Below are 17,225 nucleotides of genomic sequence, written 5' to 3'. Positions count from 1 at the left end.
ATTGTCTAAAGTCTACTGACTAATTTCTATTTTTTGCCCATCTTTTACACTTCTTGCACCAGCTTCAATTAAAAGATCTCCAACCTTTACACCATTTAAAATTTCTATTTTGTCTCCTGTGGTTTTTCCTGTGTTTACAACAACTTGTTTTGCAAAACCAATATTTTTGTTGATGTTTTTTATCACATAAACATATTGGTCTCCAGCTGCATTTTCTGATATAATACTTTGTGGAATTAAAAAAGCTTCTGCACTAGAGTAATCGTTAATTTTTAACTTTGCAGTTAAGTTTGGTTTTATGCTTTTGTCTTTATTAGGAATCCCAATTTCAATTTTAAATGTTCTATTGGTTGCATTTATAAAATTACCAGCTTGTCTTATTTTGGTATTTATTTTTTTTCCTAAAACAGGAAATTCTACTGCTACATCTTTCCCTTTCGTAACACTGCCAATATAATTTTCTGGTACATCTGTTTCTATATACATATTATTTAGGTTGATAACTCTAAATATTTCAGATCCAGGTCCTGGTGCAACAACAGTACCTTGTTCTTTAATAATATCATCTACAATACCAGTAAAAGGTGCTCTTATGTTAGCTTTATCTAATTGCTTTTTTAATTGTGCTAACGTGTTTTTTTGAGCTGTGTATTGCGTTTTTGCTTGTAAAAACTGAATTTCAGAACCAATTTTTTGTGACCACAATCTTTTTTGACGTTCAAAAGTAGTTTGTGCTAAAGCTGTGGTAGCCTCTAATTGTGCTACTTGTTGTGCCATACCACCATCATCAATTTTGGCAAGAATTTGGCCTTTAGCAACTTTTTGGCCTTTTTTTACAAAAACACGCTCTAAAGTTCCTGGCATTTCTGGATATACAAGTACATTTTGTTTGGTTTGTACATTTCCTTGCAATTCTAAATAATGTGTAAAAACTTCTTTTTTTACCTTTAAAGCAGTTACTAACGGATTTCTTTTTAAGGTATCTAATTGGTCTATTGCAGCAATTAACGTTTTTACTTTATCAGAAATTTCTTGCTGTTTGGTATCTAATTCAGTTTTCTTTTTACGAATTGCTTTAATATCTTTTGTAGCAATTATTTCTGCTACAGTAGCCTCTTTTTCCTTTCCACAAGAAATTAAAACAAGAGTAGTAATAAGAAGTAGGTATATTTTTTTCATCTTAAATTTATTTAATAGGTAGGTTTAGTGCGTTTTCTAATGCTGCTTTTTTTGCAATTACATTCAACATAGATTCTATATAATTTTGTTGCTGTGTGTACAATTGATTTTGAGCTTGTAGTAAATCAAAACTAGAAGACAGTCCTTCAAAAAACTTTACACGCTGTTTTTTCTCTATTCTTTCAGACAAGTTTACATTTCTTTTAGAAGTACTGTAGTTTTCTATGCTCAACTGGTATTCGCTTTTTGCTTTTTTAGCTTGTAAGTTAAGGCGTTGTTTGGTTTCTTCTAATCTTAAATCAGAATTTTCTAAGGCAATTTTAGCTTGTGCAGTTCTAGATTTTCTACCAAAACTACTAAAAATAGGAACGTTTAAACTAACCCCTATTAAAGAAGATTGAAACCAACGTTGTTCATTATTAAAAAAAGTAAACGAGTTAGAAAAAGCTTGTGTGCCATAATTTATAAAAGCGTACAAACTTGGTAAAGCTTTACTTTGCTCTAGTTTAACCATTAAACGTTTGGTTTCTATATCGTTTTCTGCAATTTTAAAATCTACATGATTTGTAAAGTTAAAATCTTCTGCAATTAACTCTAATTGAATGTTTGTTTCTGCAAGAGAATCTAAAGAATCTTTTAAAATTAGTTTTGTGTTAATTGGGTTTCCTAAAGCAAGATTTAACATTTGATAAGCAATTTCTTGCATACGTATTACACTGTTTAATTGGTTTTTTAAATTACCCAGTGTAATTTCTAATTGTTCTACATCTTCTTCTTCATTAAAGCCGTTTTCATATATCTTTTTAGCATCATTGTAATTTTTTTCTAAAATTTTAATGTTGTTTTTTAAGATTGATATGCTTTTTTCTGTAACTAAAACATTTCCATAAGCATTAATTACAGCTTCTCTAGTTAGCATTTCTGTTTTTTCTTCTGCTTGTTTAGATATTTTTAAAAATGTTTTAGATGCTTGTAGTCCAACAAGGTAAGAGCCGTCAAATAATAATTGCTTAAGCGTTACAGCGGCATTTAAATTTTGTTTGGTTCCAAAAACAAACTCTTCATCTATACCGTCTCCATTAATGTCTGCAACAGAAATGGGTTGTTTTAAAAAGTTTTGGTAATCTACTTGGCCGTCTATTTGTGGCAAACCAATAGTCGTGGTTTCCCATACTTTTTCGTTAGCAGAGGCTATGTCGTTTCTAGCAATTTTTGTGTTGTAGCTATGCTCTAGTGCAAATATTATAGCTTCTTCTAGAGATAATTTCATACTTTTTTCTTGCGCTTTTATCGTGCTAAAAAAAAGTAATGAAAGTGCTAGTAATACTATTTTTTTCATACTTTATTTATTTCTCTGTTAGTTGTTTTTTTAATTCTAATAAGCCTTTTTCTGTTGCTATACCTCTAATATGATATTCTAAATAACTATTCATTAAACTTTTCATTGGGTAATTTTCGTACGGAAACATATCTGCATCTCTAATGCCATTTAAACCATGAAAATAAATTCTGGCGGTAAAATCTATATCTGTATTTTCTCTATAATATCCATTATCAATTCCGGTTTTTAGATTTTCTAGAATAGAATTGTGCATTATATTAAATTGCTCTTTTTTAAGCCAAGTAAATATTTTTGGGTAGTATTTTTGCAGTTGATATTGTGGAGAAGATTTTTCGTTTTTTAAATTCTTCATTACAAACTGTTTTATTTCAAACAATTCTATAATTGGGTTTTTTTGTTGTTGATGAATTAAGTCTATACCAAAGCAAATTTTACGGAATAGGTGTTTGGTTACACAATCTACCAAACTAGTTTTGTTTTTAAAATACTTATAAATAGTTTTTTTAGAAACACCTAGTTTATTGGCTATTTCATCCATAGTAACACTTTTAAAACCTAAGTTTAAAAAAAGTTCTGCCGATATTTCTAATATTTTATCCTTCATTAATACGGCAAAAGTACATAAGGAAACTTTAGAAACAAAAATAGTTTCCAAAGTTTTATTGTTTTTTTAACATTTCATTTCAAACCATAAAATTGTTTACTTTTATTTTTACATAAAAATTAAAAATTTGGATATTTTACATTATCAAAAAAAATTTTTGACCTATTTAGAGTCGAAAGAGTGGATTCAAGAACCAAAAAATTTATATGAGCCAATAGATTATATTCTAAAATTAGGAGGCAAACGAATTCGTCCTGTGTTAACTTTAATGGCCGCAGATATTTTCTCAGGAAGTTTTAAGAAAGCGCTACCTGCAGCTCTTGCTGTAGAAGTTTTTCATAATTTTACATTGGTGCATGATGATATTATGGATGATGCACCTTTAAGAAGAGGTAAAAAAACGGTTCATGAAAAATGGAATATAAATACAGGGATTCTTTCTGGTGATGCAATGTTGATTTTAGCATATCAATATTTTGAGAACTTTGAACCAGATGTTTTTCAAAAATTAGCAAAACTTTTTAGTAAAACGGCTTTAGAAGTTTGTGATGGCCAACAATTAGATGTAGATTTTGAAACAAGAAGTGATGTTACTATTAATGAATACATTAATATGATTCGTTTAAAAACATCTGTTTTGGTTGCTGCTGCCTTAAAAATGGGAGCAATTGTTGCAGAAACTTCAGAAACAAATGCCAACTTAATTTATGACTTTGGTTTAAATTTAGGTTTAGCCTTTCAATTACAAGACGATTTTTTAGACACCTTTGGTAATCCAGAAACTTTTGGTAAACAAGTAGGAGGAGATATTATAGAAAATAAAAAAACATATTTGTATTTAAAGGCTTTAGAAGTAGCCAATGAAGAAGATCAAGGCAAATTAAAATATTTATATCGTAAAAAATTAAAGGAAAATACTGTTAAAATAGCAGACGTAAGAAGAATTTTTGAGTTAAATGATATTCCATTATTAGTAAAAAATAAAATAGAAAATTATACAGAGAAAGCCTTTGCTACATTGGATAATATGGATATTTCTCAAGAGAGTAAGACCAATCTAAAAAACTTTGGATTATGGTTAATGAACAGATCTGTGTAACTTTTTTATTTTTTATTGTCATATTTTAAAATAAGTATTACATTTGCACCCAATAAATTTGGTCCCATAGCTCAGTTGGTTAGAGCACCTGACTCATAATCAGGTGGTCCTTGGTTCGAGCCCAAGTGGGACCACTTTATTTTTATTAGTTTTTAAGGAAAAGATATCTCTTTTTTAAAAAAAAATGTATTTTTGAAATTCAAGAATTGATTTATTTAATTTTGGTCCGATTAAAATTGAAACTGTTTGTAAAAACTAATTATTTACTCCCCCGAGTTTAGTGTAACTTTAAAATATTAACTTTGGGAAACTTAAATATGATGAATAAAAAAAATACCCTAACATTTTTTCTATTACTGTTATTTATTTCGACTGTGACAGGTCAAATGGTGCCACCTCCAGTGCCACCACCGCCACCACCAGGATTGCCTTTAGATGGCGGAGTTTTATTTTTATTTCTTTCTGGATTAATATACGGTGCAGCTAAGCTTAAGCAATAAAAATAAGAAGAGTGTCTTAAGATTTTTTTGTTAATCTACTCACATATTTACCAATAACATCAAATTCTAAGTTTACAGTATCTTTTTTTGATAAGTATTTGAATATTGTATGCTCTAAAGTATACGGAATTATAGCTACGCTAAATTCATTTTCTTTTGAGTTTACCACCGTTAAACTTACTCCGTTTACGGTAATTGATCCTTTTTCTATAGTAACATTATTTTTGTCAGATTCATAAGTAAAGGTAAATACAGTACTTCCTTCTTGATTTACAATATTAGTACAATTACCTGTTTCATCCACATGACCTTGAACAATATGTCCATCCAAACGATCTCCTAATTTCATACCACGTTCTAAATTAACTTTATCGTTAATTTTAAAATTCCCAACTGTAGTTTTATCTATAGTTTCTTTTATAGCAGTAACTGTATATTCGTTATCATTTATGGCAACTACTGTTAAGCAAACGCCATTATGAGCTACACTTTGGTCTATTTTTAGTTCCGTTGTAAAGGCACTCTTAATTGTTAGGTGCAAGTTTTCTTGCTCTTTCTTTATATCTGTAATTTCACCAAGTGTTTCTATAATTCCCGTAAACATTTCTTTAAATTTTAGTTACTTTTGTACTTATATCAAAAATAAGAAGAATACAATAGTTATGGCAGATAAAACTGATAAAATAATTGTAGGGATATCTATAGGAGATTTAAATGGAATAGGGATAGAGGTAATATTAAAAACATTTGAAGATAAACGAATGTTAGATTTTTGTACGCCTGTTTTATTTGGAAATACAAAGACGATTTCATACCATAAAAAAGCTTTGGGAATAGACATACCTGTAAATGGTATTACTTCTTTAAGTCAAATTAATCACAATAGAATTAATGTTTTAAACATCTGGAAAGAAGATGTAGCTATTGAATTAGGTAGCGCAACAAAGATTTCTGGAGAATATGCAGCAAAATCTTTATCTGCTGCCGTAAAATCTCTTAGAGAAAATGATGTAAATGTTGTTTTAACTGCACCTATTAATAAAGAAACAATACAATCTGAAACGTTTAATTTTCCTGGTCATACAGAATATTTAGAAGAAAATTTAGACGGAGAAAGTCTTATGATTTTAATGACGAACAATTTAAGAATCGGTTTAATTACTGGTCATATTCCTATTTCTAAAGTTTCTGAAACCATAACGCCAAAGCTTATAGAAGATAAAGTAAATATTATGTATGCTTCTTTAAAACAAGATTTTGGTATTGCAAAACCTAAAATAGCAGTTTTAGGTTTAAATCCACATTGTGGAGACAATGGCGTAATAGGAGAAGAGGATAATGCTATCATAAAACCAACAATAGATAAAATAAAGCATACGGGTAAGCTTGTTTTTGGGCCTTATGCAGCAGATGGTTTTTTTGGTTCTGAAACCTATAAACAATTTGATGGTGTTTTAGCAACCTATCATGATCAAGGTTTAGCGCCGTTTAAAGCCTTGTCTTTTGGTAATGGTGTTAATTTTACTGCAGGTTTAAGTCATATAAGAACATCTCCAGATCATGGTACAGGTTTTGACATTGCAGGTAAAAATACTGCAAATCCATCTTCTTTTAAAGAAGCCTTATTTAGTGCTTTACAGATTTTTAAAACTAGAAAAGACTACCAAGAACTTACAGCAAACCCGTTAAAAGTAAAATAAAAATAAAATATTTTCTTTTTTTTAAAGAAAAACGTGTAGAAAGACATTTTTTTATATCTTTGCACGCTCAATTGATGTTTGATAATGAAAGACTTGAAACAATTCAACATACCGTTTGTAGGATTAAAAGAAGGAAAACATTTATTTGAGTACGATATAGATAATACGTTCTTTGAATTATATAATTATGATGAGTTTGAAAAAACTTCATTAAAAGTAACATTAGATTTTGTAAAAAAAAGCACCTTATTTGAGTTGAATTTTGCAGTTTCTGGTACGGTAAACATTCCGTGTGATGTTACAAATGAAAATTTTGATCAAGAAATTGTTACAAAAATGCCTTTGGTAGTAAAATTTGGTTCAGAATTTAATGATGACAATGAAGAGATTTTAATACTTCCTCATGAAGCATATCAATTTAGTGTGGCGCAGTTTATTTATGAAATGATTGTGCTAGCGGTTCCAAATAAAAGAGTGCATCCTAAAGTTTTAGATGGTACAATGGAGTCTGAAGCGCTAAATAGATTAGAAGAATTACAAATAAAAAAAGAAAAACCTGTTGAAGAAAAACCAACAGACCCTAGATGGGATAAATTAAAGAGTTTAATAACAGAAAAAAAGACATAAAATGGCACATCCTAAAAGAAAAATATCTAAAACTAGAAGAGATAAAAGGAGAACACATTATAAGGCTGCTTCACAGCAGATTGCTACAGACCCAACTACGGGTGAAGCACACTTATATCACAGAGCACATTGGCACGAAGGTAAATTATATTACAGAGGTCAAGTAGTATTAGAATCTGCAGCTGCAGAAGCATAAGAAATACATTTAAAATGTTATAAAACCCTCATTTTTGAGGGTTTTTTTGCGTTTTTACGCCATATTTTAATGTTTTTCATGATTTTTAAAGGAAAAAGTGAAATAATTTTCATTACTTTTGAAACTCCTTATAATAGGATAATACACAATAATTATGAGTAAAATTACTGCTGCAATTTCAGCTGTAGGAAAGTATGTTCCAGACTACGTTTTAACCAATAAAGAGTTAGAAACTTATGTAGATACTAATGATGAATGGATTACTTCAAGAACAGGAATTAAAGAAAGAAGAATTTTAAAAGGCGAAGGTTTAGGAACTTCTTATATGGCTATTAAAGCCTCTGAGGATTTAATAAAAAAAAGAAATTTAGATCCGAAAGAAATAGACCTAGTTATTGTGGCAACAGCAACACCAGATTTACCGGTGGCTTGTACTGCAGCCTATGTTGCTTCAGAAATTGGCGCTATTAATGCTTTTGGTTACGATTTAGAAGCTGCGTGCTCTAGTTTTTTATATGGCATGTCTACAGCTACTAGTTATATAGAATCAGGTAGATATAAAAAAGTACTGCTGATAGGAGCAGATAAAATGTCTTCTATAATAGATTATGCAGATAGAGCAACGTGTATAATTTTTGGAGATGGAGCAGGTGCTGCATTATTTGAACCAAATACAGAAGGTTTAGGTTTACAAGACGAATTTTTAAGAAGTGACGGAGTTGGTAGGGACTTTTTAAGAATAGAGGCTGGTGGTTCTGTTATGCCTACTACTAAAGAAACCGTTGCAGAAAAAAGACATTTTGTTTATCAAGAAGGTAAAACAGTTTTTAAATATGCAGTGTCAAATATGGCAGATGTTGCAGAAAAAATGCTAACTAGAAATAATCTTACAGAACAAGACATACAGTGGTTGGTAGCACATCAAGCAAATAGAAGAATTATACAGGCTACAGCAAATAGAGTAGGGGTTTCCGAAGAAAAAGTTATGATGAATATAGAGAAATATGGAAACACTACTTCTGCAACGCTACCTTTACTTTTAGCTGATTATGAAAAAGAATTAAAAAAAGGAGATAATTTAATATTTGCTGCATTTGGTGGTGGCTTCACTTGGGGAGCTGCATATCTTAAGTGGGCATACAATTCATAAATACAAACAATTAAATAATAAGAAAAATGGATATTAAAGAAATTCAAAATCTTATAAAATTTGTGGCTAAATCTGGTGCAAGCGAGGTTAAGTTGGAGATGGAAGATATTAAACTTACAATTAAAACAGGTTCAGAAAAAACTGAAACTACCATAGTACAAGCAGCACCTTTACAAGGTATGCCACAAATGCAAGCGCCCGTTGTTGCAGCGCAACCAGGAGTAGAAGTAACTAATACAGTAGCACCACCAGTTAAAGAAGAATCAAAGTATATAACTATAAAATCTCCAATTATTGGTACGTTTTATAGAAAACCAGCTCCAGATAAACCAAATTTTACAGAAGTTGGTAAAGAAATTAAAACAGGAGATACAGTTTGTGTTATCGAAGCAATGAAACTATTTAATGAAATAGAATCTGAAATTTCAGGAAAAATTGTTAAAGTTTTAGTAGATGATTCTACACCAGTAGAGTTTGATCAACCATTATTTTTAGTAGATCCATCATAATAAGAGTTTATTTTTAGAGCCAAGTATTTAATTAATTACTAGGTTGTAACTCAAAAATTCATCATTTAAAACTCTTAAATTATGTTTAAAAAAATATTAATAGCCAATAGAGGGGAAATTGCATTACGTGTAATTAGAACCTGTAGAGAAATGGGTATAAAAACTGTAGCAGTTTATTCAATAGCAGATGCAGAAAGCTTACATGTAAGATTTGCGGATGAAGCAGTGTGCATAGGTCCTGCTGCAAGTTCAGAATCTTATTTAAAGATGCCAAATATAATAGCGGCTGCAGAAATTACAAATGCAGATGCAATTCACCCAGGATACGGTTTCTTATCTGAAAATGCTAAATTTTCTAGATTATGTGAAGAACATAATATTAAATTTATTGGAGCAACAGGAGACATGATAGATCAAATGGGAGATAAAGCCAATGCAAAATCTACAATGATAGCTGCAGGTGTGCCGTGTGTTCCAGGAAGTGAAGGTGTTATAGAAAATTTTGAAGAATGCGAAAAATTAGCAGAGGAAACAGGATATCCTGTTATGCTAAAAGCCTCTGCAGGAGGAGGTGGTAAGGGAATGCGTGCTGTTTGGAAATCAGAAGATTTAAAAGATGCATGGGACTCTGCAAGACAAGAGTCTAAAGCTGCTTTTGGTAATGATGATATGTATATGGAAAAGCTTATTGAAGAGCCAAGACATATAGAAATTCAAATTGTAGGAGATTCATTTGGTAAGGCTTGCCATTTATCTGAAAGAGATTGCTCTGTTCAAAGACGTCATCAAAAACTTACAGAAGAAACGCCGTCCCCTTTTATGACAGATAAATTAAGGGAAGATATGGGGAATGCTGCAGTAAAAGCGGCAGAGTTTATTAAATATGAAGGAGCAGGTACAGTTGAGTTTCTTGTAGATAAGCATAGAAACTTTTACTTCATGGAGATGAATACCCGTATACAGGTAGAACATCCAATTACAGAAGAAGTAGTTAATTATGATTTAATTAGAGAGCAAATTTTAGTTGCTGCAGGTGTGCCAATTTCGGGTAAAAACTATTATCCTAAAATGCATTCAATAGAATGTAGAATTAATGCAGAAGATCCGCATAATAATTTTAGGCCAGCACCAGGTAAAATAACAAACTTTCATGCACCAGGTGGGCATGGTGTTAGAATAGATACACATGTTTATGCCGGTTATATGATTCCGCCAAACTACGATTCTATGATTGCAAAGTTAATAACAACTGCGCAAACAAGAGAAGAGGCCATAAATAAAATGAAAAGAGCATTAGATGAATTTGTAATAGAAGGTGTAAAAACTACAATTCCATTTCATAGACAACTTATGGATCATCCAGATTATGTTGCTGGAAACTATACCACAAAATTTATGGAAGATTTTACAATGCAGTCTTAAAATATAAGTTTTATTTTAAAAGTAAAAATGGAGAATACAATTTGTATTCTCTATTTTTTTTATCTTTATACAAAAAGAATGGCTTATGAAAATTGATGGAATTGATAAAATAATAATAAATAAACTTATAGAAGACGCAAGAACCCCTGTTTTAAGTATTGCAAGAGAGGTTGGTATTTCTGGAGCAGCTATACATCAAAGATTAAAAAAATTAGAAAAAACTAATTTAATAGAAGGCTATCATATGGTAGTTAATTCTAATTCTTTAGGATATACTACAACCGCATTTATTGGTGTTTTTACAGAATCTACTAGCCCTATTTCTGAAACAATAAAAAGGTTAAAAGAGATTCCTCAAATCATAGAAACCCATTACATTACAGGAAATTTTAATATTTTTATCAAAGTTTTATGTAAAAGTAATAAAAGTTTAATGCGTATTTTAAATGAAGAGGTATTACCTATTAAAGGAGTATTAAGAACAGAAACGTTTATTTCATTAGAACAACAAATAAAACGTCAAATTAAAATTTAGCCATTGGAAAAACCTAATTTATCTTATATTGAAGAAATTTCTGGAGGAGATGAAGACTTTAAAAACAATATGATTGCTATATTAAAAGTAGAATTTCCTTTAGAACTAGAGAGTATAGTGCAAAGTTTTAAGGAAAATAATTTTAATGAAGTGTCTTTTTATACGCATAAAGTAAAACATAAAATAGCTATGTTAGGTATGCCAAAAAGTTATGAACTTGCTTCTATTTTTGAAATGGAGATTAAAAAAAACAATACAACAAAATATAAAGATTTTTTGTTAATTTTAAATAGAATTGCACTATATTTAAATGCCAAATAATAACCTACTAACATGAATTGCATTATTATAGATGATGATGCCGCTGCAAGATTAATAGTTCAGCAGATGTGCAAGAATAACAAATTAAATGTACAAGAAGAATTTTCTTCTGCCATAGAGGCAATTAAATATTTAAACTCTTTTGAAGTAGATTTAATTTTTTTAGACATACACATGCCAACATTTTCTGGTTTTGATTTTATCAGATCACTAAAAAATCCACCTAAAATAATACTAACAACATCAGATAAAGAGTTTGCGTTAAAAGCATTTGAGTACGATTGTATAGTAGATTATTTATTAAAACCAATAACAATTGATAGGTTTAAAAAATCTTTAGAAAAACTATTGAAACCGGTAAATGATAAGAAGTCAAGTACAAATATAAAAGATACAAATATAAAAGAGAATGCAAATTATATATATGTAAATGTAGAAAAACGTTTGGTAAAAATAGATATTCCTAAAATTCTTTTGGTGGAAGCTAAAGGAGATTACATAAATATTAAAACTGAGAAAAAAAATTATATTGTGCATTCAACATTAAAAAAAATAGAAGAAAAATTACCTTCAAAATTATTTTTAAGAATACATAGATCTTTTATAATCAATACAACAGAAATTATAGATATAGAAGATAATACGGTGTTAATTCAAAAACATGTAATTCCTATTAGTAGATCTAATAAGCCAGAGTTAATAAGAAGGCTTAATTTACTCTAATCTTATAATTAGTTCTGTTTATCGATTAATTATTGCAGTACATCGAAAATTCTCTTTTTTTAGAAGTAATAGAAATATATTTACATTGTATTTAGGGGTAAATACATCATAATAGTTAAATAATCTTAAGTTGGGGAATTTATAGATTATAACAACATAAAGCCAAAACTTTGTTTTGGCTTTTTTTATGTGGTTAAATAAAAAAAACCGTAACAAATAAATGTTACGGTTTTAGTACTGAAGATGGGACTTGAACCCATACGAGCATTACTGCTCACTGGATTTTAAGTCCAGCGTGTCTACCAATTCCACCACTTCAGCATTGGTATGTGTTTCATAATAGAGCGAAAGACGGGATTTGAACCCGCGACCCCCACCTTGGCAAGGTGATGCTCTACCCCTGAGCTACTTTCGCAGTCAATGTTATTATGAACTTGCTCCTCTTCTTGGGCTCGAACCAAGGACCCTCTGATTAACAGTCAGATGCTCTAACCAACTGAGCTAAAGAGGAGTTTGCAACGGTTATTTCCGTTTTGCGAGTGCAAATATAAAACTTTTTTACATATGACCAAATAAAAAATGAAAAAATGTTATTTTTTTTATTTTTTATTTATTGCAGAAATAAATTCTTACTTTTATTACAAATATTGTATTTTTGTTCGTTCCTATAAGCTTATAATAAAGCAGAGATAATAATATGGATAAATTTTCGTTTTTAAACGCAGCACACACCGGCTTTATAGCCGATTTATATGATAAATATTTAGTTAACCCTGATGCCATAGAGCCAAGTTGGAGAAGTTTTTTCCAGGGATATGATTTAGCTAATGAAAATTATTCTTTAACAGACCAAGACGAGTCAGTCGAAATTCCGCAAGAAGTAAAAAAAGAATTTTTAGTTGTAGACTTAATTAATGGCTACAGAACGCGCGGCCATTTATTTACAGAAACGAACCCTGTTAGAGAAAGAAGGCAGTACCAACCAACTTTAGCAATAGAAAACTTTGGCTTAAATGAAAAAGATTTAGATAAAGAATTTTCTGCTGGTGAGGTATTAGGAATTGGTAGAGTTAAATTATCAGAAATAATTAGTCATTTAAAAACTATTTATTGTGATTCTATTGGTGTGGAGTATATGTATATGCGCAACCCAGAAAAATTAAAATGGTGGCAAAATCGTTTAAATGAAAATTACAATCACCCTAAATATTCTACTGACGCAAAAAAATATATTTTATCTAAATTAAATCAGGCAGTTACCTTTGAAAGCTTTTTGCAAACTAAATATGTTGGTCAAAAAAGATTTTCTTTAGAAGGAGGAGAAGCTTTAATTCCAGGTATAAGTGTTGCTTTAAGAGATGCTGCTGAGATATACGGCGTAAAAGAATGTGTTTTAGGAATGGCCCACAGAGGGCGTTTAAACACATTGGTAAATATTTTTAAAAAACCAGTTAGAGATTTATTTAGCGAATTTGAAGGAAAAGACTTTGAAGACGATGATATTGATGGTGACGTAAAATACCATTTAGGTTTAACTTTAAGTAAAACCTATAGAGATGGTAATGAGATAAAAATGAATTTAGTTCCTAATCCGTCTCACTTAGAAACTGTTGCAGCAGTTGCAGAAGGAATTACAAGAGCTAAAATAGATAGAAAATATAATGGCGATTCTGGTAAAATTTTACCAATAGTTATTCATGGAGATGCAGCAATTGCAGGCCAAGGTATAGCTTACGAAGTAGTGCAAATGGCAAAATTAAATGGCTATAAAACTGGAGGAACCATACACATTGTAGTAAATAACCAAGTTGGTTTTACTACCAATTATTTAGACGCTCGTTCTAGTACATATTGTACAGATGTGGGTAAAGTAACATTATCTCCTGTTTTACATGTAAATGCAGACGATACAGAGGCTGTTTGCCACGCTATGCAAATGGCGCTAGAATTTAGAATGCGTTTTAAAACAGATGTTTTTATAGATTTATTAGGGTATAGAAAATATGGACATAATGAAGGTGATGAGCCTCGTTTTACACAACCAAAACTGTACAAAACCATTTCTAAACATAAAAATGTAAAAGAGTTATATGCTGCACAATTGTTAAATGAAGGAAGTATAGAGGAAAGTTACGTATCTGAAATTACTAGCGAGTTTAAAGGAATGTTAGAAAGAGAGTTTGATGAATCTAAAAAAGTAGAAACATCAAAAGTAAAAGAATTTATGCAATCTACTTGGGAAGGTTTTGATAGAGAAGACCTTTCTACAATGTTAGAAAAAGTTGATACTTCTTATAAATTAGATGGATTAAAAAATATAGCAAAAGTTGTTTCTACCGTTCCAGAAGGTGCAAAGTTTTTAAGAAAAGCAGAACGTATTTTAAAAACTAGAGACAAAATGGCTTTTGAAACCAATCAATTAGATTGGGGAATGGCAGAAAATTTAGCCTATGGCTCTTTAATGGAGGAAGGTTTTAATGTGCGTATTTCTGGACAAGATGTAGAAAGAGGAACTTTTTCTCATAGACATGCTATTTTAAGAGATGAAATTACAGAAGAAAGAATTAATCTGTTAAACACAAACCCTGATAATAAAGGACAAATGTATATTTACAATTCTTTATTATCTGAATACGGGGTTTTAGGTTTTGATTACGGTTATGCAATGGCAAACCCAAATACATTAACAATTTGGGAAGCACAATTTGGAGATTTTTCTAATGGTGCGCAAATTATGTTTGACCAATATATTTCTGCTGCAGAAGACAAATGGAAATTACAAAACGGAATAGTTGTTTTATTGCCTCATGGTTATGAAGGGCAAGGTTCTGAGCATTCATCTGCAAGAATAGAGCGTTATTTACAATTGTGTGCAGAAGATAATATGACTGTTGCAAACTGTACAACACCAGCAAACTTTTATCATTTGTTACGAAGACAAATGAAACGAGATTATAGAAAACCTTTAATTGTATTTACACCTAAAAGTTTATTGCGTCATCCTAAAGTAATTTCTTCTATGGAAGATTTGGCTACAGGAGAGTTTCAAGAAGTAATAGACGATACATTAAACCCTAAAAATGTAAAGAAATTAGTGTTTTGTATGGGTAAATTCTATTATGACCTTTTAGAAGAAAGAGATAAGTTAGAAAGAGAAGATGTTGCTTTAGTAAGAATAGAACAGTTATTCCCTTTACATTTAGATAAGTTACAGCAAATTATAGATAAATATTCTAATGTGACCGATTATGTTTGGGCTCAAGAAGAGCCTAGAAATATGGGTGCTTGGAGTTTTATGTTAGAACGTTTTGATTTGGTAAAATTAAATGTATGTTCTCGTAAATATTATGCAGTGCCTGCAGCTGGTTCTAGTACTAGATTTAAAAAGCGTCATAAAGCAGTAATAGATAGTGTTTTTAATGAATCTGAGTAAGTTGCGTTAAGGATTGAAACGGTATCCTTTTTTCTGATTCCTGAATTTTAATTCAGGAATCAGAAAAAAGATTTAGTGGAAAGCCTGTTAAAACGCCCAAAAAATAAGTAATAAAATAATTAAATGCTAAAATAAGTTTAGCAAAAGTAAATTAAGAAACCATGAGTGTTTTAGAAATGAAAGTTCCTTCTCCGGGAGAATCAATTACAGAAGTAGAAATTGCAACTTGGTTAGTTGAAGATGGAGATTATGTTGAAAAAGATCAACCAATTGCTGAAGTAGATTCTGATAAAGCTACTTTAGAATTGCCAGCAGAAGAAAGTGGAATTATTACATTAAAAGCCGAAGAAGGTGATGCTGTTGCTGTTGGTGAAGTAGTTTGTTTAATAGACACTAGTGCTGCAAAACCAGAAGGAAGTGCAGAAAGCAGTGAGCAGTCGCAGGTAGCAGTAGGTGAAGAGCCAAAAGCGAAAAGCGAAGAGCCTAAAAAAGATACTTATGCTACAGGAACTGCTTCTCCTGCTGCTAAAAAAGTTTTGGCGGAAAAAGGGATTGATACAAACGCTGTAAAGGGAACTGGTAAAGATGGTAGAATAACTAAAGAAGATGCTGTAAAAGCGGTACCTTCTATGGGAACACAACCTGCAAACGGAACACGTGGTACAGAGCGTAAAAAAATGTCTATGTTACGTAGAAAAGTTGCAGAACGTTTGGTAGCTGTAAAAAGCGAAACAGCAATGTTAACAACCTTTAACGAGGTTAATATGCAACCAATTTTCGATTTACGTTCTCAATACAAAGAAGACTTTAAAGCAAAACATGGTGTTGGTTTAGGGTTTATGTCTTTCTTTACATTGGCTGTTGTTAGAGCTTTAAAAATGTATCCTGATGTAAATTCTATGATAGATGGAGATTTTCAAATAAAGCATGATTTTCAAGATATTTCTATTGCAGTTTCAGGCCCTAAAGGCTTAATGGTTCCTGTAATTAGAAATGCAGAAAATTTATCTTTTAGAGGTGTAGAGAGCGAAGTTAAACGTTTGGCTATTCGTGCAAGAGATGGGCAAATTACTATAGATGAAATGACTGGTGGAACTTTTACGATTACCAATGGTGGTGTGTTTGGTTCTATGTTGTCTACTCCAATTATCAATCCACCACAGAGTGGTATTTTAGGAATGCATAATATTGTAAACAGACCAATGGCAGTAGCTGGAAATGTGGTTATTCAACCCATTATGTATGTTGCTTTGTCTTACGATCATAGAATTGTAGATGGTAGAGAATCTGTTGGTTTTTTAGTTGCTGTTAAAGAAGCTTTAGAAAATCCTGTAGAATTATTAATGAATAACAACCCAACGGGGGCATTAGAAATGTAGATAGTAACGTCTCTAAAAAATGTTTAAATCCTAAGCTTTTGCTTGGGATTTTTTTGTAGATTTTTTTTATTAACTTTAATTTCCTTATTTAAGGATCTATTATGATAAATATTTTTAAAAATTTAAGCATAGAGAAGCACTTTCAGAAGTAGCAGACTTATAAATAACAATTCTAAAAAAAACCATTTAAAATTTATAAATTTTAGATGGTTTTTAGTTTTTTCGCTATTTATTTTAGGTTCTCAGTAAAATCAGGGCGTATTTATCCTATACTTTTATCTTTTTAAGATTAATGTTTAGGCTACTTTTTCTAAAGATTGTTTTTGCATTCTTCTGCCAATTTCAAGACAGTTTGCAGTATGTATTCCAAAGAATATCCAGAGAATTTCAGTTTTCTTTGTCTTGGCTTTTATCTTCTTTAAATGATAATGTTCTTTTTCTTTTCCAAAACTACCCTCTAAGCGAGTTGCTCTCTCTTTAGTGATTATTCTAGCTAATTGCAATTG

17 protein-coding genes, 4 tRNA genes and 1 pseudogene are annotated in these 17,225 nt (G+C 30.7%); 14 read left to right on the top strand and 8 right to left on the bottom strand.

The features are described from left to right. Positions 1–12: 12 nt before the first annotated feature. From Q0762_RS02250 to Q0762_RS02240, 3 genes are read right to left on the bottom strand one after another with little or no spacing between them, the layout of a single operon-like run. Complete coding sequence (locus tag Q0762_RS02250; RefSeq protein ID WP_298763193.1) at positions 13–1,179, bottom strand: efflux RND transporter periplasmic adaptor subunit; 1,167 nt, start codon at positions 1,177–1,179, stop codon at positions 13–15. A gap of 7 nt (positions 1,180–1,186) precedes the next feature. Beyond that, positions 1,187–2,518, bottom strand: a complete 1,332-nt coding sequence (locus Q0762_RS02245; protein WP_298763191.1) for a TolC family protein — start codon at positions 2,516–2,518, stop codon at positions 1,187–1,189. Positions 2,519–2,525: 7 nt separating this feature from the next. Then, complete coding sequence (locus tag Q0762_RS02240) at positions 2,526–3,125, bottom strand: TetR/AcrR family transcriptional regulator (RefSeq protein ID WP_298763525.1); 600 nt, start codon at positions 3,123–3,125, stop codon at positions 2,526–2,528. A gap of 127 nt (positions 3,126–3,252) precedes the next feature. Between Q0762_RS02240 and Q0762_RS02235 the strand changes: the two genes are divergently transcribed. The 3 genes from Q0762_RS02235 (at position 3,253) to Q0762_RS02225 (ending at position 4,724) form a co-directional block, all read left to right on the top strand. After that, the gene (locus Q0762_RS02235) at positions 3,253–4,224 is read left to right on the top strand and encodes a polyprenyl synthetase family protein (protein ID WP_298763190.1); all 972 of its coding nucleotides are present in this window, start codon (positions 3,253–3,255) and stop codon (positions 4,222–4,224) included. Between the two features lie 60 nt (positions 4,225–4,284). Further along, a tRNA-Ile gene (locus tag Q0762_RS02230) sits at positions 4,285–4,358 on the top strand. A gap of 168 nt (positions 4,359–4,526) precedes the next feature. After that, positions 4,527–4,724 (top strand): PID-CTERM protein-sorting domain-containing protein, encoded by a 198-nt coding sequence (locus Q0762_RS02225; RefSeq protein ID WP_298763189.1) that lies wholly within the window; start codon positions 4,527–4,529, stop codon positions 4,722–4,724. Between the two features lie 16 nt (positions 4,725–4,740). On the opposite strand, the gene Q0762_RS02220 is transcribed toward Q0762_RS02225, so the two are convergent. Further along, positions 4,741–5,328, bottom strand: a complete 588-nt coding sequence (locus Q0762_RS02220; protein WP_298763188.1) for a riboflavin synthase — start codon at positions 5,326–5,328, stop codon at positions 4,741–4,743. Between the two features lie 58 nt (positions 5,329–5,386). Between Q0762_RS02220 and pdxA the strand changes: the two genes are divergently transcribed. The 9 genes from pdxA to Q0762_RS02175 all read left to right on the top strand — a co-directional run bounded on the left by pdxA (position 5,387) and on the right by Q0762_RS02175 (position 11,907). Next, positions 5,387–6,424 carry a 4-hydroxythreonine-4-phosphate dehydrogenase PdxA gene (pdxA, locus tag Q0762_RS02215; RefSeq protein ID WP_298763186.1) on the top strand — a complete coding sequence of 346 codons (1,038 nt, stop codon included), beginning with the start codon at positions 5,387–5,389 and terminating at the stop codon, positions 6,422–6,424. 84 nt (positions 6,425–6,508) lie between these two features. Beyond that, the gene (locus Q0762_RS02210) at positions 6,509–7,051 is read left to right on the top strand and encodes a DUF177 domain-containing protein (protein WP_298763184.1); all 543 of its coding nucleotides are present in this window, start codon (positions 6,509–6,511) and stop codon (positions 7,049–7,051) included. 1 nt (position 7,052) lies between these two features. Beyond that, positions 7,053–7,247, top strand: coding sequence for a 50S ribosomal protein L32 (gene rpmF / locus Q0762_RS02205; protein ID WP_036826951.1), 195 nt, complete (start codon positions 7,053–7,055; stop codon positions 7,245–7,247). Positions 7,248–7,401: 154 nt separating this feature from the next. After that, positions 7,402–8,397 (top strand): beta-ketoacyl-ACP synthase III, encoded by a 996-nt coding sequence (locus Q0762_RS02200; protein ID WP_298763181.1) that lies wholly within the window; start codon positions 7,402–7,404, stop codon positions 8,395–8,397. 26 nt (positions 8,398–8,423) lie between these two features. Continuing rightward, entirely contained in the window at positions 8,424–8,906 is a 483-nt protein-coding gene (accB, locus tag Q0762_RS02195; protein ID WP_298763180.1) for an acetyl-CoA carboxylase biotin carboxyl carrier protein, read from the top strand. Between the two features lie 81 nt (positions 8,907–8,987). Next, positions 8,988–10,328 (top strand): acetyl-CoA carboxylase biotin carboxylase subunit, encoded by a 1,341-nt coding sequence (gene accC, locus Q0762_RS02190; protein WP_298763179.1) that lies wholly within the window; start codon positions 8,988–8,990, stop codon positions 10,326–10,328. 85 nt (positions 10,329–10,413) lie between these two features. Further along, entirely contained in the window at positions 10,414–10,863 is a 450-nt protein-coding gene (locus tag Q0762_RS02185) for an Lrp/AsnC ligand binding domain-containing protein (protein WP_298763178.1), read from the top strand. Positions 10,864–10,866: 3 nt separating this feature from the next. After that, positions 10,867–11,184: an Hpt domain-containing protein gene (locus tag Q0762_RS02180; protein WP_298763177.1), complete on the top strand. Its 318-nt coding sequence runs from the start codon at positions 10,867–10,869 to the stop codon at positions 11,182–11,184. Between the two features lie 12 nt (positions 11,185–11,196). Then, positions 11,197–11,907 carry a LytTR family DNA-binding domain-containing protein gene (locus Q0762_RS02175; protein WP_298763176.1) on the top strand — a complete coding sequence of 237 codons (711 nt, stop codon included), beginning with the start codon at positions 11,197–11,199 and terminating at the stop codon, positions 11,905–11,907. Positions 11,908–12,142: 235 nt separating this feature from the next. On the opposite strand, the gene Q0762_RS02170 is transcribed toward Q0762_RS02175, so the two are convergent. The 3 genes from Q0762_RS02170 to Q0762_RS02160 all read right to left on the bottom strand — a co-directional run bounded on the left by Q0762_RS02170 (position 12,143) and on the right by Q0762_RS02160 (position 12,418). Next, a tRNA-Leu gene (locus Q0762_RS02170) sits at positions 12,143–12,228 on the bottom strand. Positions 12,229–12,250: 22 nt separating this feature from the next. After that, positions 12,251–12,322 (bottom strand) — tRNA-Gly (locus Q0762_RS02165). A gap of 22 nt (positions 12,323–12,344) precedes the next feature. Further along, a tRNA-Asn gene (locus Q0762_RS02160) sits at positions 12,345–12,418 on the bottom strand. Positions 12,419–12,604: 186 nt separating this feature from the next. Here Q0762_RS02160 and Q0762_RS02155 point away from each other — a divergent pair. Continuing rightward, entirely contained in the window at positions 12,605–15,340 is a 2,736-nt protein-coding gene (locus Q0762_RS02155) for a 2-oxoglutarate dehydrogenase E1 component (RefSeq protein ID WP_298763174.1), read from the top strand. Between the two features lie 161 nt (positions 15,341–15,501). Next, the gene (gene odhB, locus Q0762_RS02150) at positions 15,502–16,719 is read left to right on the top strand and encodes a 2-oxoglutarate dehydrogenase complex dihydrolipoyllysine-residue succinyltransferase (protein WP_298763172.1); all 1,218 of its coding nucleotides are present in this window, start codon (positions 15,502–15,504) and stop codon (positions 16,717–16,719) included. Positions 16,720–17,015: 296 nt separating this feature from the next. On the opposite strand, the pseudogene Q0762_RS02145 reads toward odhB, so the two are convergent. After that, positions 17,016–17,225: pseudogene (locus Q0762_RS02145) on the bottom strand (transposase); the annotation flags it as partial.

It is taken from the genome of uncultured Polaribacter sp. (assembly GCF_947495205.1).
GTDB lineage: Bacteria > Bacteroidota > Bacteroidia > Flavobacteriales > Flavobacteriaceae > Polaribacter.
Note: the sequence above shows the minus strand (reverse complement) of the source record. Positions and strands in the feature narration are given on the sequence as shown.

Excerpts from the sequence above, each read along its gene's own strand:
- Q0762_RS02220 (WP_298763188.1), bottom strand. The coding sequence starts at position 5,328 with ATGTTTACGGGAATTATAGAAACACTTGGTGAAATTACAGATATAAAG.
- accB (WP_298763180.1), top strand. The coding sequence starts at position 8,424 with ATGGATATTAAAGAAATTCAAAATCTTATAAAATTTGTGGCTAAATCT.
- Q0762_RS02155 (WP_298763174.1), top strand. The coding sequence starts at position 12,605 with ATGGATAAATTTTCGTTTTTAAACGCAGCACACACCGGCTTTATAGCC.
- Q0762_RS02250 (WP_298763193.1), bottom strand. The coding sequence starts at position 1,179 with ATGAAAAAAATATACCTACTTCTTATTACTACTCTTGTTTTAATTTCT.
- Q0762_RS02185 (WP_298763178.1), top strand. The coding sequence starts at position 10,414 with ATGAAAATTGATGGAATTGATAAAATAATAATAAATAAACTTATAGAA.
- accC (WP_298763179.1), top strand. The coding sequence starts at position 8,988 with ATGTTTAAAAAAATATTAATAGCCAATAGAGGGGAAATTGCATTACGT.
- Q0762_RS02200 (WP_298763181.1), top strand. The coding sequence starts at position 7,402 with ATGAGTAAAATTACTGCTGCAATTTCAGCTGTAGGAAAGTATGTTCCA.
- Q0762_RS02175 (WP_298763176.1), top strand. The coding sequence starts at position 11,197 with ATGAATTGCATTATTATAGATGATGATGCCGCTGCAAGATTAATAGTT.
- Q0762_RS02240 (WP_298763525.1), bottom strand. The coding sequence starts at position 3,125 with ATGAAGGATAAAATATTAGAAATATCGGCAGAACTTTTTTTAAACTTA.
- odhB (WP_298763172.1), top strand. The coding sequence starts at position 15,502 with ATGAGTGTTTTAGAAATGAAAGTTCCTTCTCCGGGAGAATCAATTACA.
- rpmF (WP_036826951.1), top strand. The coding sequence starts at position 7,053 with ATGGCACATCCTAAAAGAAAAATATCTAAAACTAGAAGAGATAAAAGG.
- Q0762_RS02245 (WP_298763191.1), bottom strand. The coding sequence starts at position 2,518 with ATGAAAAAAATAGTATTACTAGCACTTTCATTACTTTTTTTTAGCACG.
- pdxA (WP_298763186.1), top strand. The coding sequence starts at position 5,387 with ATGGCAGATAAAACTGATAAAATAATTGTAGGGATATCTATAGGAGAT.
- Q0762_RS02210 (WP_298763184.1), top strand. The coding sequence starts at position 6,509 with ATGAAAGACTTGAAACAATTCAACATACCGTTTGTAGGATTAAAAGAA.